12 protein-coding genes are annotated in these 14058 nt (G+C 70.8%); 5 read left to right on the forward strand and 7 right to left on the reverse strand.

What is annotated here, in order from left to right; genetic code table 11:
• Positions 1-4: 4 nt before the first annotated feature.
• Complete coding sequence (gene mdlC, locus DIE22_RS08860) at positions 5-1612, reverse strand: benzoylformate decarboxylase (protein ID WP_124604893.1); 1608 nt, start codon at positions 1610-1612, stop codon at positions 5-7.
• A 99-nt stretch (positions 1613-1711) separates the two neighbouring features.
• Here mdlC and DIE22_RS08865 point away from each other — a divergent pair, with 99 nt between their 5' ends.
• From DIE22_RS08865 to DIE22_RS08880, 4 genes are all read left to right on the forward strand, one after another.
• Positions 1712-2623, forward strand: coding sequence for a LysR family transcriptional regulator (locus DIE22_RS08865; RefSeq protein ID WP_124499775.1), 912 nt, complete (start codon positions 1712-1714; stop codon positions 2621-2623).
• A 172-nt stretch (positions 2624-2795) separates the two neighbouring features.
• On the forward strand, positions 2796-4190 hold the full coding sequence (gene dalD, locus DIE22_RS08870; protein ID WP_124499774.1) for a D-arabinitol 4-dehydrogenase: 1395 nt from the start codon (positions 2796-2798) through the stop codon (positions 4188-4190).
• A 125-nt stretch (positions 4191-4315) separates the two neighbouring features.
• Positions 4316-5797 carry a xylulokinase gene (xylB, locus tag DIE22_RS08875; protein ID WP_124604895.1) on the forward strand — a complete coding sequence of 494 codons (1482 nt, stop codon included), beginning with the start codon at positions 4316-4318 and terminating at the stop codon, positions 5795-5797.
• 56 nt (positions 5798-5853) lie between these two features.
• A complete protein-coding gene (locus DIE22_RS08880) occupies positions 5854-6861 on the forward strand; it encodes a sugar-binding transcriptional regulator (RefSeq protein ID WP_185640575.1) in 1008 nt (335 codons plus the stop codon).
• Between the two features lie 13 nt (positions 6862-6874).
• Here DIE22_RS08880 and DIE22_RS08885 read toward each other — a convergent pair whose 3' ends face one another.
• Both DIE22_RS08885 and DIE22_RS08890 read right to left on the reverse strand, forming a co-directional pair.
• On the reverse strand, positions 6875-8113 hold the full coding sequence (locus DIE22_RS08885) for an MFS transporter (RefSeq protein ID WP_124604897.1): 1239 nt from the start codon (positions 8111-8113) through the stop codon (positions 6875-6877).
• Positions 8110-9306 carry a serine hydrolase gene (locus DIE22_RS08890; protein ID WP_124604898.1) on the reverse strand — a complete coding sequence of 399 codons (1197 nt, stop codon included), beginning with the start codon at positions 9304-9306 and terminating at the stop codon, positions 8110-8112. Before DIE22_RS08890 ends, DIE22_RS08885 begins: the two co-directional genes overlap by 4 nt.
• A gap of 113 nt (positions 9307-9419) precedes the next feature.
• On the opposite strand from DIE22_RS08890, the gene DIE22_RS08895 reads away from it, so the two are divergent.
• A complete protein-coding gene (locus tag DIE22_RS08895; protein WP_124604899.1) occupies positions 9420-10304 on the forward strand; it encodes a LysR family transcriptional regulator in 885 nt (294 codons plus the stop codon).
• A gap of 13 nt (positions 10305-10317) precedes the next feature.
• On the opposite strand, the gene DIE22_RS08900 is transcribed toward DIE22_RS08895, so the two are convergent.
• Genes DIE22_RS08900 through DIE22_RS08915 form a run of 4 tightly spaced genes read right to left on the reverse strand, consistent with a single transcriptional unit; the run spans position 10318 to position 13977 of the window.
• Positions 10318-11427, reverse strand: a complete 1110-nt coding sequence (locus DIE22_RS08900; protein ID WP_124604900.1) for an ABC transporter ATP-binding protein — start codon at positions 11425-11427, stop codon at positions 10318-10320.
• Positions 11428-11486: 59 nt separating this feature from the next.
• On the reverse strand, positions 11487-12185 hold the full coding sequence (locus tag DIE22_RS08905; RefSeq protein WP_124499767.1) for an HAD family phosphatase: 699 nt from the start codon (positions 12183-12185) through the stop codon (positions 11487-11489).
• On the reverse strand, positions 12182-13033 hold the full coding sequence (locus DIE22_RS08910) for a carbohydrate ABC transporter permease (protein ID WP_124604901.1): 852 nt from the start codon (positions 13031-13033) through the stop codon (positions 12182-12184). Before DIE22_RS08910 ends, DIE22_RS08905 begins: the two co-directional genes overlap by 4 nt.
• Positions 13030-13977, reverse strand: coding sequence for a carbohydrate ABC transporter permease (locus DIE22_RS08915; RefSeq protein WP_124499765.1), 948 nt, complete (start codon positions 13975-13977; stop codon positions 13030-13032). The genes DIE22_RS08910 and DIE22_RS08915 overlap by 4 nt, the downstream gene beginning before the upstream one ends.
• Positions 13978-14058: the final 81 nt, after the last annotated feature.

A 14058-nucleotide genomic window follows, 5' to 3' on the forward strand; every position in this document is an offset into this window, starting at 1 on the left:
CGCGTCAGGCAACCTCGACGTCGACGACGACGGGCGTATCGGCCCGCAGCGCGTCCGTCAGCGTGTCGCGCAGGCGCGCGGCATCGGCGACGCGGATGCCGCGGCACCCCATCCCTTGCGCGAGCGCGACGAAATCCAGGTCGGGCAGATCGGTGCCCTGCACCGGATCGTCGGGGCCGAAGCCGAACACGGGCGCGAAGTCCTGCAACGCCGCGTAGCGGCGATTGTTCAGGATCACGAACGTGATCGGCAGCTTCAGCTGCGCGGCGCTCCACAACGCCTGGATCGAATAGAGGCTCGACCCGTCGCCGATCAGGCCGATCACGCGCCGCCCCGGCCGCGCGAGCGCGACGCCGACCGCGGCCGGCATCCCGTAGCCGAGCCCGCCGCTGTCCATCGTGTAGAACGTGCCGCTGCGCGTGAACGGCAGGTGCGTTTGCATCACGGGCCGCGCGCTCGGCGCTTCCTCGACGACGATGTCATGCGCGTCGCGCACGTCGGCGAGCGTCTGCAGCGCGAACGCCACCGACATCCGCTCGCCGGCGGCCGGCGCTTCGGCGCGCGGACGCGGCGGCCGCGGCGCGGGCATCGGCCGCTCGGGCGGCGCCGGCCGGGCCAGCAGGTCGCGCGCCGCGAGTCGCAGGTTGCCGACGACCGCGTCGCCCGACGGCGTCCACGCCGCCGTGCCCGGATCGTCGACGAGCTGCACCAGCGTGGCGCCCGGCGGCACGTGCGGGCCGAAGCCCTCGACGTGATAGGTGAACGCGGGTGCGCCGAACGCGAACACGAGGTCGTGCCCGTCGAGCCGCGCGACGATCTTTTCGCGGATCGCGGGCAGGAAGCCGGCGAACAGCGGATGGTCCTCGGGAAAGCTGCAGCGCCCCGACATCGGCGCGACGTACACGCTTGCGCGGTGCCGCTCGGCGAGCCGCACGACGTCGTCCCACGCACCGGCCCGATCGACGGCCGCACCGACCACCAGCGCGGGACGCCGCGCGGCATCGAGCGCGTCGCCGAGCCGCGCGAGCGCGTCGGGATCGGGCCGCACGACGCTGCTCACGTCGCGGCGCGGCAGCAGCTCGGCCGGCTGGTCCCAGTCGTCGACCGGGATCGACACGAACACCGGCCCGCGCGGCTCCTGCATCGCGATCCGGTAGGCGCGCGCGATGGCGGCCGGCACGTCCTGCGCGCGCGCGGGCTCGATGCTCCATTTCACATAGGGCTTCGGCATCTCGGCGGCCTGCGTCGCGCCGAGGAACGGATCGAACGGCAGGATCGCGCGCGCCTGCTGGCCCGCGGTGACGATCAGCGGCGTGCGGTTCCTGAACGCGGTGAACAGGTTGCCCATCGCGTTGCCGACGCCGGCCGCCGAATGCAGGTTGACGACCGCCGCATTGCCGGTGGCCTGCGCGTGACCGTCCGCCATCCCGGCCACGACAGCCTCCTGCAGGCCGAGCACGTAGCGGAAATCGGCGGGGAAATCGCGAAACATCGGCAGCTCGGTCGAGCCGGGGTTGCCGAACACGCGATCGATGCCGAACTGGCGAAACAAATCGATGACGGCGTCGCGGACGGTGATCGGCGTGGCGGAATGGGACGGGGTGCCGGACATGCTCGGGCGTCTCCTCGGTGGCTTGGCGGTTTCCACAGTATCGAAGCGCGAGTCATTCTCGGATACTGTACTTTCTGCGAAAAGCCATTACAGTTCGGCATGACTTTCGATCTCCGACAATTGCGTGCCTTCACGACCATCGTCGCGTGCGGCAGCCTCGGCCGCGCGGCCGACGCGCTGCACGTGACCCAGCCGGCGCTGAGCCGGATCCTGAAGCGGCTCGAGGACCAGGTCGGCGCGCCGCTGTTCGAGCGCCATTCGAAAGGCGTGCAGCTAACCGCGTTCGGCGAGGCGCTGCTGCCGCATGCGACGCTGCTGCAGCACGAGGCAGAACACGCGCGCGAGGAGCTCGACGCGATGCGCGGGTTCGCGAAGGGCACGATCAAGGTCGGCACGGTGGGCAGCATCGCGAGCCTCGTGCTGCCGGTCGCGGTCGGCCGCGTGCTCGACCGCTGGCCGAACCTGCGCGTCGAGATTCTCGAAGGCGTGTGGGACCGGCTCGCGGAAGGGCTGAACAAGCACGAGATCGATCTCGCGCTGTCCGCGCACGGGCCCGACACCGACGAGATCGTCGCGATTCCGGAGTGCCGCTGGGAAGATCGCAGCCATATCGTTGCGGCGCCGCACCATCCGCTGCGCGCGCTCGGCCGCGCACCGACGCTCGCCGACACGCTGCACGCGCGCTGGGCGATTCCGCCGCGCGGCACCGCGCCGTTCGATCACATGCGCGCGACCTTCGATGCGCACGGGCTCGCGCTGCCCGACATCGCGGTCGAGACGCGCTCGGTCACGACGCTTAAGAGCCTCGTCGCGCATGCGGGCTTCCTGAGCTGGATGGCCGAACCGATGTACGGCGCCGAACGGCTCGCCGGCACGATCGACACGCTGCCGGTGCGCGAGGTCGTCGCGGTGCGCACGCTCACCGCGTTCCGGCGCCGCCACGGGATCCTGCCGGGGCCGGCCGGCAAGCTGCTCGACGAACTCGTCGCGCTCACGCGCGAAGGGCGCTGACGCCCTGCTCCTTCCGGCCCCCGCTCCCGCACTGCCCGCGCACCGCCGCAGCGCACCATCGAAATGCCGTGTCTCCGCCTTGACTTTCACTCGCCCGAATACGATCATTCGCTCACATAAAGAGCAAATGATCGTATTCGACAGGAAAACTGGCACGAACAGGAGACACCGGATGAGCGAATCGCCCTCCGAGCGCACGCCCGTGCTGCTGCACATCGGCGCAGGCTCGTTTCACCGCGCGCACCAGGCGTGGTATCTGCATCGCGTGAACGCGGCCGTGCCGGCCGGCGAACGCTGGTCGCTGACCGTCGGCAACATCCGCGACGACATGCGCGCGACGATGGACGCGCTCGCCGCCCAACACGGCGCCTACACGCTCGAAACCGTCACGCCGCAAGGCGAGCGCGCATACGAGACGGTCCGCGCGATCTCGCGCGTGCTGCCGTGGTCGATCGACCTCGCCGCGCTGATCGACGCGGGCGCCGACCCGGCGTGCCGGATCGTGTCGTTCACCGTCACCGAAGGCGGCTACTACCTCGACGAACACAACCGGCTCGACCTCGCGAACGCCGATCTCGCGGCCGACCTGCAGGGCGCGCGCACGACGCTGTACGGCGCGCTCGCGGCACTGCTCGCCGAGCGCGCGACGCGCGGCGCGGGCCCGCTCACGCTGCAGAGCTGCGACAACCTGCGCAACAACGGCGCGCGCTTTCGCGCAGGCATGCGCGAATTCCTCGAACGGCGCGGCGCAACGGACCTGCTCGCGTGGTTCGATGCGAACGTCGCGACGCCCAGCGCGATGGTCGACCGCATCACGCCGCGCCCGACCGCCGACGTGCGCGAACGCGTGCGCGCGGCCACCGGCGTCGATGACGCGTGTCCGGTGATGGGCGAATCGTTCATCCAGTGGGTGATCGAGGACCGCTTCGCGGCCGGCCGGCCGCGCTGGGAGCTGGCCGGCGCGGAACTGGTCGACGACGTGCACCCGTACGAGGAAGCGAAGATCCGCATCCTCAACGCGACGCACAGCTGCATCGCGTGGGCCGGCACGCTCGCGGGCTGCACGTATATCCACGAGGGCACGCACGACGCGGCGATCCGCCGCTTCGCGCACGACTACGTGACGCAGGACGTGATCCCGTGCCTCAGCCCGAGCCCGCTCGATCTCGAACGCTATCGCGACGTCGTGCTCGAACGCTTCGGCAACCCGTACGTGCTCGACACGAACCAGCGCGTCGCGGCCGACGGCTTCTCGAAGATTCCCGGCTTCATCGCGCCGACGCTCGTTGAATCGTTCGCACGCGGCGCGGCGCCGGTCGCCACCGCCGTGCTGCCGGCGCTGTTCCTGCGTTTTCTCGAACGCTGGGCGCGCGGCTTGCTGCCGTATGCGTACCAGGACGGCGTGATGGACGACGGCGCCGCGCGAGCGATCGTCGAGGCCGACGACCCGGTCGTCGCGCTGTGCGCGAGCCGCCCGCTGTGGGGCTCGCTCGCCGGCAACGCGGCGCTGTTCGAGGCGCTGCGCGCCGGGCTCGCGCGCGTCGACGCATGGCTCGCGCAGCGCTGATGGGCGGCCCCGAAGCACGGCGGCCCGCCGCCCGTGCGCAGCCGCGCATCCGGGCGAACCTGCGTTGGCATGCGCGCGTGCGTGCGGCTAAAGTAGCGGCTCCTCACTGACGGAACGGATCGCTCATGTATCTCGGCATCGACCTCGGCACCTCGGAAGTCAAGGTGCTGCTGCTGGCCCCGGACGGAACCGTGGCCGGCACCGCGGGCACGCCGTTCAGCGTGTCGCGGCCGCACCCGCGCTGGGCGGAACAGCATCCGGACGACTGGTGGCAAGGCACGCTCGCCGCGCTCGCGGCACTGCGCGAACGGCACCGCCAAGCGTTCGCGCAGGTGCGCGGGATCGGCCTGTCGGGCCAGATGCACGGCGCGGTGCTGCTCGGCCGCGACGACCGCGTGCTGCGCCCCGCGATCCTGTGGAACGACATGCGCAGCGCCGACGAATGCGCGCTGCTCACCGAACGCGCGCCCGATCTGCACGCGCTGGCCGGCAACCTCGCGATGCCCGGCTTCACCGCGCCGAAACTGCTGTGGGTCGCGAAACACGAACCCGACGTGTTCGCCGCGACGGCCTGCGTGCTGATGCCGAAGGACTACCTGCGCTTCCGGCTCACGGGGGCGAAGGTCTCCGATCCGTCCGACGCGGCCGGCACGCTGTGGCTCGACGTCGCGCGCCGCGACTGGTCCGACGCGCTGCTCGCCGCGTGCGACATGACGCGCGACCAGATGCCGCGCATCGTCGAAGGCAACGCGCCGTCCGGCACGCTGCGCGCGGACGTCGCGCGCGAACTCGGGCTGTCGGAGGCCGTCGTGGTGGCGGGCGGCGGCGGCGACAACGCGACGAGCGCGCTCGGCATCGGCGCGATCCACGCCGGCGACGGCTTCGTGTCGCTCGGCACGTCGGGCGTGCTGAGCGTGGTCGGCGACCGCTTCATGCCGAATCCCGCATCGGCCGTGCATGCGTTCTGTCATGCGATCCCCGATCGTTGGCAACTGATGAGCGTCGTGCTGTCGGCCGCGAGCTGCCTGCGCTGGGTCTGCAAGCTGACGGGCACCGACGAACCGGCGCTGCTCGCCGAAATCGAGGCGCTCGACGCGGACGCGCTCGCGACGGCGCCGCTGTTCCTGCCCTACCTGTCCGGCGAACGCACGCCGCACAACGATCCGTATGCGCAGGGCGTGTTCTTCGGGATGACGCACGCGACCGAGCGCGCGCATCTCGGCTACGCGGTGCTCGAAGGCGTGACGCTCGGCCTCGCGGACGGCCTCGATGCGCTGCACGCGGCGGGCGTCGAAACCGACCGGCTGTCGCTGATCGGCGGCGGCGCGCGCAGCGCGTTCTGGGCGCAGCTGATCGCCGACGCGCTGAACGTGCGCACGCGCCAGCACGGCGGCGGCGAAACCGGTGCGGCGCTCGGCGCCGCGCGCCTGGGCTGGCTTGCCGTCGGCGGCGATCCGCTTGCCGTGCTGACCAAGCCGCCGGTGCGCGCCGAATATGCGCCCGACGCCGCACGTCATGCGCTGCTGCGCGAACGCCTCGACGCGTTCCGCGCGCTGTATCGTCACGTGCGCCCGCTTTACGAACCGTCGCGCGCGCGGCTCGCGTAAGCGCCGCGACGACGCGCGGCGGCCGTCGGCCGCGCGCCCGGCATGCGTTACAGTGGATGCCGTTGCGCCGCCCGACGGCCGGCCCAGATCCGAACCGAACCGCTATCGTGTCCAAGTCCTCAGAAAAACTCGATCTCGCCACGCGTGCCGCGTGGCTCTACTACGTCGCGGGCGACACGCAGAACGAAATCGCCGAGAAGCTGCAGGTGTCGCGCCCGGTCGCGCAGCGCCTCGTCGCGTTCGCGGTCGAGAAAAACCTGATCCGCGTGCGCGTCGATCACCAGCTCGCCGACTGTCTCGATCTCGGCGCGCAACTGTCGAAACGCTACGGACTCGCGATGTGCGAAGTCGTGCCAGTCGATGCCGACGCGCCCGAAGCGATCGACCGCAAGCTCGCGGTCGCCGGCGCGCAGGTGATGGAGCGCTACCTGAACGAAACACGGCCGATGGTGATCGCGGTCAGCAGCGGACGGACGCTGAAGGCGGCGGTCGCGCAGATCGCGCAGATCGAGCGGCCGCAGCACCGGCTCGTGTCGATGGTCGGCGCGATCGCGGCCGATGGCTCGTCGAACCGCTACGACGTCGCGCAGTACATCTCCGAGAAGACGGGCAGCAAGCACTTCCTGCTGCCCGCGCCGCTGTTCGCCGACAGCGACGCCGAGCGCGCGCAATGGTGCAATCACCGGCTGTACCGGATCGTCGATGCGCTGTCGGCGCAGGCCGACGTCGCGTTCGTCGGGATCGGCAACATCGGCCCGCACTGCCCGCTCTACGAGGACGGCTTCATCACCGAACAGGAACGCGACGAGATGACCGCGCTCGGCGCGGTGGCCGAGCTGCTGGGCGTGCCGATCGATGCGCAGGGCAGGCTGGTCGACGTGTCGACGAGCACGCGCGTGACGAGCGTCGCGCTCGACACGCCGCCGAAGCGTCCGACGATCGCGTTCGCGGGCGGCCCGAAGAAGCGCGACGCGGTGATCGCCGCGCTGCGCGGCGGCTGGCTGTCGGGGCTCGTCACCGACGAGACATGCGCACGCGCGGCACTCGAGGCGAAGGCAGCCTGACGCCGCCGGACACTTACACGGCCGCGGCCGCGCGCGGTGCCGGAAACGCATGCCGGCGCGCGCGCCACGCGCCGAGCCACGCCGCCGTCAGCAGCGCGACGAGCACCCACGGAATCGCCCCCGCGCCCGTCGCGCCGAGCAGCATCCCGCCCGCGATGCCGCCGCCCGCGATCGCGAGGTTCCACACCGTCACGAGCATCGACTGCACGACATCGGCCGCGTCGCCGGCCGCGTTCGCGGCGGCCGTCTGGAACAGCGTCGGCGCGCCGCCGAACGCGAGCCCCCACAGCGCGACACCCGCATAGACGATCGCCATTCCGGATCCGGCGCCGAGCATCGCCGCCGCGAGCGCGAACAGCGCGATGCTCGCGAGCGTCAGCCGCCGCTGCGCGGCGCCGATCCATGCGCCCGTCAGCGCGATGCCGACCAGCGACGCGACGCCGAACACGAGCAGCACCGCGTCGACCTGCGCGCCCATCCGCACGCCCGCGAGGAACGGCGCGACGTACGTGTACAGCATGTTGTGCGCGAGCACGTACGCGAACATCACGACCAGCACCGGCCGCACGCCGGGCAGCGCGAACACGCCGAGCACCGGCTCGCGCGCGCCGGCCCGCTGCCCCGGATAGTCGGGCACGCGCAGCCGGATCCAGCCGATCAGCGCGAGCGCCGCGATCGTGATGCCCGCGAACGCGATGCGCCAGCCGAACAACGCACCGAGCGCGGTGCCGGCCGGAATGCCGATCGACATCGCGACCGGCGCGCCGAGCATCGCGACCGCGATCGCCCGGCCGCGCAGCGATGCGTCGACCATCCGGCTCGCATAGCCGGCCAGCAACGCCCACAGCAGCCCGGCCGACACGCCCGCGACGAAACGGGCGGCGAGCGTGAGCGCGTAGTACGGCGACGCCGCCGTCAACGCATTCGACACGACGAAGCCGGCGAGCGCCGCGAGCAGCAGCCGGCGCCGGCGCATCGCGCGCGTCGCGGCGACGAGCGGAATCGCCGCGACGATCGAGCCGAGCGCATAGACGGTCACGAGCTGGCCGATCAGCGCCTCGGTCACGCGCAGGTCGACGCTCATCAACGGCAGCAGGCCGGCGGGCAACGCCTCGGTGAGGATCGTGATGAAACCGGCGGTGGCGAGCGCCAGCAGGTTCGCGACCGGCAGGCGTTCGCGCACCGGTGCGGACAGGCCGGACGCCCGGTCGGAGACGGAGGCGGAAGCGGAAGCGGGTATGCACTCGCTCATGTCGCGCTCCGTTCGTCGACGCCGTACACCGCATCGCGCACGTCGGTGACGAAGCGCCCGTGCATCCCTTCGTACAACGTATTGGTCAGTGCCACGACCGTCAGCCCGGCCGCGCGGTCGACGAACCACGCATGCCCGTACGCGCCGCCCCAGCGCCACGTGCCGACCGACTCCGGCGACTGCGCGGCCGCCGGATCGCGCAGCACCGAAAAGCCGAGCCCGAAGCCGAATCCCGGCGCGTCCTGCAGGTCGTGCGCCCCCGGCTGCACGCGCGACATCTCGTCGATCCAGCGGCGCGCGAGCCAGTCGTCGCGGCCGGTGCGCAGCGTATCGAGCAGCGTCATGCAGTCGCGCGCGGTGCCGACCATCCCCGCGCCGCCCGACGGCCATGCGGCCGCATCGAACGCGCGCGCCGGCGCGAAGCGGATGCCGACCGTGCCGTCGTACACCGGGACGAGATCGTCGTCGGTCATCCGGCGCGGCGCGCCCGGTGTGCTCACGTACGGCGTCGCGAAGCGCGCGGCGTCGTGCGCGAAGAATGCCGTGTCGGTCATCCCGAGCGGCGTGGTGACGAGCGCGGCCACGGCCTCGGCGAGCGGCCGGCCGTCGAGCGCCTCGATCAGCGCGCCGACCACGTCGATCGCGAGCGAGTAGTCCCACGACGTGCCGGGCGCGAACCGCAGCGGCACGCCGGCGATGCGCCGCACGTTCTCCACGAGCGACAGGCCCGCGCGGTCCATGCCGTCGGACACGCCGGCGCGCGCATACGGGCCGTCGCCGTCGGCTTCGAGGAAGCGGTAGCCGAGCCCGGCCGTATGCGACAGCAGATGACGCAACGTGATGCCGGCGCGCGTGCCGTCCGCCAGCGTCGGCTCGAACGCCGGCAACCAGCGCGCGACCGGCTCGTCGAGCCCGATACGGCCTGCCGCGACCAGCCGCATCGCGGCGGCCGTCACGATCGGCTTCGACACCGACGCGAGCCGGAACAGCGTGTCCTCCCGCATCGGCGTGCCGGCCTCGCGATCGGCGAGACCGGCCGAGCGCGCATAGCGAAGTTCGCCGTCGCGGGCGACCAGCACGACCGCGCCGACCAGACGCGCCTCGGCCAGCGCGCGATCGAGCACGGCGTCGAGGCGCTCGGGCAGCGCGGCGTCCGGTTCTGCGCGGTGGGCGGTGACAGGCAGGGATGACATGGCGTGACCTCGAACAGTGAAGGAACGCCCATCGTAGGGAGCCGGCGCAAGAAGAAAAACCGGGTTAGAGTTCCGGACACTCCGGACATCGATGTCCGCAATTGGGAACCTGTATGGAAAATCTTGGCGGCTTCGTCGTGTTCGTCCAGGTCGCGGAAACGCGCAGTTTCGTCGCGGCCGGCCGCGCGCTCGGGCTGTCGGCATCCGCGATCGGCAAACGCATCGCGCGGCTCGAGGCCCGGCTGAACGTGCGGCTGTTTCACCGCAGCACGCGCAGCATCACGCTGACGGCAGAAGGCACGCGCTTCCTGGAGCGATGCCGGCGCGTGATCGCCGAGATCGACGCGGCCGAGCAGGAGCTGACGCACAGCGCCGAAGCGCCGCGCGGGCGCCTGCGCGTGAGCCTGCCGACGATCGGCACGCTGCTGCTGCCGGTGCTCGCCGATTTCATGGCTGCCTATCCGGAGATCGAACTCGACATCGACTTCAGCGACCGGCTCGTCGACGTCGTCGAGGAAGGTTTCGACGCGGTGCTGCGCACCGGCCAGCCGTCGGATTCACGACTGTCGTCGCGGCTGCTCCGCCATTTCCGCCAGCACCTCGTCGCGTCGCCCGACTACCTCGCACGGCATGGAACGCCGCGCACGCCGGCCGATCTCGCGCTGCACCGCTGCCTGCACTATCGCTTCCCGAGCAGCGGCAAGCTCGAAACCTGGCCGCTGCGCGCGCCGCGCTCGGGCACGCCGCCCGAGGTGCCCGTCGCGATGGTCAGCAACAGCGCGGAAGCGCGCCTGTGCTTCACGCTGCGCGGGCTCGGCATCGCGTGCCTGCCCGAGTTCTTCGTGCGCGACGCGCTCGACGACGGCACGCTGTGCGCGGTGCTCGACGAACACGTCGCGAGTTGCACGCCGATCTACGTGCTGTGGCCGTCAGGCCGCCATCCGACGCCGAAGCTGCGCGCATTCGTCGACTTCATGGCCGCGCACCTGCGCTTCTGACCGCTTCCGGCCGTCACGCGGCCTTCGCATGCGCGCTCAGCCGCCGCAACGCCTGCCCGTGCTCGTCGAACAGATGACAGTGCTCGGCCTGCGCATGCACGTGCAGCGCCTCGCCCGTGCGGTACGTGTCGAGCGGCGGAATCCGCGCGATCAGCCCGTCCGGCGCGACGGCCGACTCCGCATACAGATACGCGGCGTCGCCAAGCGATTCGACGGCCATCGTCCGCGCGGCGACGCCGGTCGCCGCCTGCCCCACCAGCAGATGCTCGGGCCGCACGCCGACGGTCACGGCCGCGCCGCGCTGCAGCCCCGCCGCATCGACCGCGACGCGCTGCGTCTCGCCGCTGTCGAAGCGCACCAGCACGCCGGTCGCATCGGCTGACTCGACCGTGCCCTTCAGGAAGTTCATCTTCGGCGAGCCGATGAAGCCCGCGACGAACTGGTTGGCCGGCGCGTGATACAGCGCGTTCGGCGTGCCGACCTGCTGCACCGCGCCGCCCGACAGCACGACGATCTTGTCGGCGAGCGTCATCGCCTCGACCTGGTCGTGCGTCACGTAGATCATCGTCGTCTTCAGCTCGTCGTGCAGCCGCGCGAATTCCAGCCGCATCTTCACGCGCAGCGCCGCGTCGAGGTTCGACAACGGCTCGTCGAACAGGAACACCTTCGGCTTGCGGGTGATCGCGCGGCCGATCGCGACGCGCTGCCGCTGGCCGCCCGACAACTGCTTCGGCTTGCGGTCGAGCAGGTGATCGATGTGCAGGATCTTCGCGGCCTGCTTCACCGCCTGGTCGATCTCGGGCTTCTTCGCGCCCGCGAGCTTCAGGCCGAACGCCATGTTGTCGTACAGCGTCATGTGCGGGTACAGCGCATACGACTGGAACACCATCGCGATGCCGCGCTTCGCGCTCGGCACGTCGTTGACCTTCGCGCCGTCGATCAGCAGGTCGCCGCTCGAGATGTCCTCGAGCCCGGCGATCATCCGCATCAGCGTGGATTTGCCGCAGCCGCTCGGCCCGACGAACACGACGAATTCGCCGTCGGCGATGTCGAGGTTCACGTTGCGCAGCACTTCGGTGTCGTCGTAGCGCTTCGCGATGTTGCGCAGGAGCACGCTTGCCATGATCTGTCTCCGTTCGTTCGTGATGCGCCGCGTTCGACGCGACGCGCAATCGTTTGTTGCTAGTTCGGCAGCACGGCGCCCGTCGCCTGCCAGCGCGCGACGTAGCCGGGCAGCTCGTGCATGTCGTCGAATACGTGACGCGCGCCGATCCCGCGCAGCGCGTCGATCTGCGCGGCCGACGCATGCCCGCCGCCGACGAAGCCGAGCACGGTCATGCCGGCCGCCGCGGCCGCGGTGATGCCAGTCACGCTGTCCTCGACGACGAGGCATTGCGCGGGCACCGCGCCGAGCGCGTGCGCGGCCGCCAGATACACGTCGGGCGCGGGCTTCGGCCGCGCGACGGCGTCCGCGCAGAACAGCCGGTCGCCGAAGAAGCGCGCGAGGCCGGTGCGCGCGAGCGCCGCCGCGACATAGGCGCGGTAGCTGTTGCTCGCGCATGCCGTCGTCAGGCTGATCGCCGCGAGCGCCGCATCGATGCCGTCGACCATCGGCGCGTTGACGGCCGCCGCTTCGACCGCGCGGCGGATCGCGTCGACGTCGTCGTCCGTCAGCGTGCGGCCGACGGCCTCGCTCGCGCCGGCCAGCACGCGCTCGATGCGCAGCCCGAGCAGCGGCATCACCGCCGGACGCGCATCGACGCCCGGCCAGCGCGCGTCGAGCTCGCGCACGATCACGTCGGCGGCAACCGCCTCGCTGTCGATCAGCACGCCGTCGCAATCGCAGATCAGCACGTTCACCCCATGGCCGGCCGCGCTCATTTGACCGCCCCGAACGTGAGCCCGCGCACGAGCTGCTTCTGCGACAGCCAGCCGACGATCAGGATCGGCGCGACCGCGAGCAGGGACGCCGCGGACAGCTTCGCCCAGAACAGCCCTTCGGGGCTCGAGTACGACGCGATGAACACGGTCAGCGGCGCGGCGTTCGAGCTCGACAGGTTGATGCTCCAGAACGCCTCGTTCCACGACAGGATCACGAGCAGGAGCGCGGTGGACGCGAGCCCCGGCAGCGCCATCGGCATCAGCAGGTAGACGATCTCCTGCCACGTCGACGCGCCGTCGATGCGTCCCGCTTCGAGGATGTCCTTCGGGATCTCGTTGAAATACGTGAAGGTCATCCACACCGCGATCGGCAGGTTGATCAGCGTGTACACGATCACGAGGCCCGATACGCTATCGAGCAGCCCCGCGTTCTTCCACAGCAGGTAGATCGGCACCAGCACGCCGACCGACGGCATCATCTTGGTCGACAGCATCCACAGCAGCACCTTCTGCGTGCGGTGGTTCGGGAAGAACGCCATCGCGTACGCGGCCGGCACCGCGAACAGCAGCGAGATCACCGTGACGCCCGCCGAGATCAGCACCGAATTCCATGCGAACGCGAAGTAGTTGCTGCGCGCGAACACCTCGCGGAAGCTGTCGAGCGTCGGCATGAAGAACAGCGTCGACGCATACGCCTGCTGCTCCGTCTTGAACGCGGTGATCGCCATCCAGAAGATCGGGAAGAACAGCAGCAGCGCGAGCAGCCACGCGAGCGCGCCGGGCAGCGCGCGCCGCACGAGGTCGAACACGGCCGGCGTGCGCCGGCCTTCGAAGGTCAGGTCGCTCATTTTTCGTATTCCCCCTTCAGGTTGCGCGCGAGCATCCGCACCAGGAAGAACGACACGACGTTCGCGACCACGACGGCGATGATCCCGCCCGCGGACGCGAGGCCGACGTCGAACTGCTGCAGGCCGAGCGCGTAGATCAGGTACGACAGGTTGGTCGTGGCATCGCCCGGGCCGCCGCCGGTGGTCGTGTAGATCTCCGCGAAGATCGACAGCAGGAAGATCGTCTCCATCATCACGACCACGGCGATCGCGCGCTTCAGGTGCGGCAGCGTGATGTAGAAGAACATCGCGATCGGGCCGGCGCCGTCGATGCGCGCGGCTTCCTTCTGTTCCTGGTCGAGCGACTGGATCGCGGTGAACAGGATCAGGAACGCGAACGGCAGCCACTGCCACGCGACGATCATGATCACGGCGGTGAGCGGGTAATCGGCGAACCAGTCGACCGGTGTCATCCCGAGCGCGCGCATCGCGTTCGCGACGAGCCCGTACACCGGGTGCAGGATCATGTTCTTCCAGATCAGCGCGGCCACCGTCGGCATCACGAAGAACGGCGCGATCGCGAGCAGGCGCGCGACGCCCTGCCCGTAGAACTTGCGGTCGAACAGCACGGCCATCAGCACGCCGCCGACCACCGTGATCGCGAGCACCGCGCCGATCAGCACGAGCGTGTGCCAGATCGCGGGCAGGAACGACGGATCGGTCGCGAGGAAGCGGTAGTTGTCGAATCCGGCGAAGCCCTTCACGTCCGGGTTCAGCAGGTTGTAGCGCGAGAACGAATACCAGATCGTCATCGCGAGCGGAATCGACATCCACAGCAGCAGCACCGCCACGGACGGCGACACGAGCCAGCTGGCGCCGCCGCGCGCGCGGCGCGGCGCGCCCGGCGGCGACGACGCATCGCCGACCGACGACGCGTGGCTCAGGGGAAGACGCAAATGACGCATGATCGGAGTCCCTCCGGTTGAGGCGCGGGCGCGCACGGGCGGCCCGCCTGTCTGCTTCGGCGACGCGCACCGTGCGCGCGC

The sequence above is a fragment of the Burkholderia sp. Bp9142 genome, from assembly GCF_003853415.1.
Taxonomy (GTDB): domain Bacteria; phylum Pseudomonadota; class Gammaproteobacteria; order Burkholderiales; family Burkholderiaceae; genus Burkholderia.

Excerpts from the sequence above, each read along its gene's own strand:
- mdlC (WP_124604893.1), bottom strand. The coding sequence starts at position 1,612 with ATGTCCGGCACCCCGTCCCATTCCGCCACGCCGATCACCGTCCGCGAC.
- DIE22_RS08865 (WP_124499775.1), top strand. The coding sequence starts at position 1,712 with ATGACTTTCGATCTCCGACAATTGCGTGCCTTCACGACCATCGTCGCG.
- dalD (WP_124499774.1), top strand. The coding sequence starts at position 2,796 with ATGAGCGAATCGCCCTCCGAGCGCACGCCCGTGCTGCTGCACATCGGC.
- xylB (WP_124604895.1), top strand. The coding sequence starts at position 4,316 with ATGTATCTCGGCATCGACCTCGGCACCTCGGAAGTCAAGGTGCTGCTG.
- DIE22_RS08880 (WP_185640575.1), top strand. The coding sequence starts at position 5,854 with ATGCCGTTGCGCCGCCCGACGGCCGGCCCAGATCCGAACCGAACCGCT.
- DIE22_RS08885 (WP_124604897.1), bottom strand. The coding sequence starts at position 8,113 with ATGAGCGAGTGCATACCCGCTTCCGCTTCCGCCTCCGTCTCCGACCGG.
- DIE22_RS08890 (WP_124604898.1), bottom strand. The coding sequence starts at position 9,306 with ATGTCATCCCTGCCTGTCACCGCCCACCGCGCAGAACCGGACGCCGCG.
- DIE22_RS08895 (WP_124604899.1), top strand. The coding sequence starts at position 9,420 with ATGGAAAATCTTGGCGGCTTCGTCGTGTTCGTCCAGGTCGCGGAAACG.
- DIE22_RS08900 (WP_124604900.1), bottom strand. The coding sequence starts at position 11,427 with ATGGCAAGCGTGCTCCTGCGCAACATCGCGAAGCGCTACGACGACACC.
- DIE22_RS08905 (WP_124499767.1), bottom strand. The coding sequence starts at position 12,185 with ATGAGCGCGGCCGGCCATGGGGTGAACGTGCTGATCTGCGATTGCGAC.
- DIE22_RS08910 (WP_124604901.1), bottom strand. The coding sequence starts at position 13,033 with ATGAGCGACCTGACCTTCGAAGGCCGGCGCACGCCGGCCGTGTTCGAC.
- DIE22_RS08915 (WP_124499765.1), bottom strand. The coding sequence starts at position 13,977 with ATGCGTCATTTGCGTCTTCCCCTGAGCCACGCGTCGTCGGTCGGCGAT.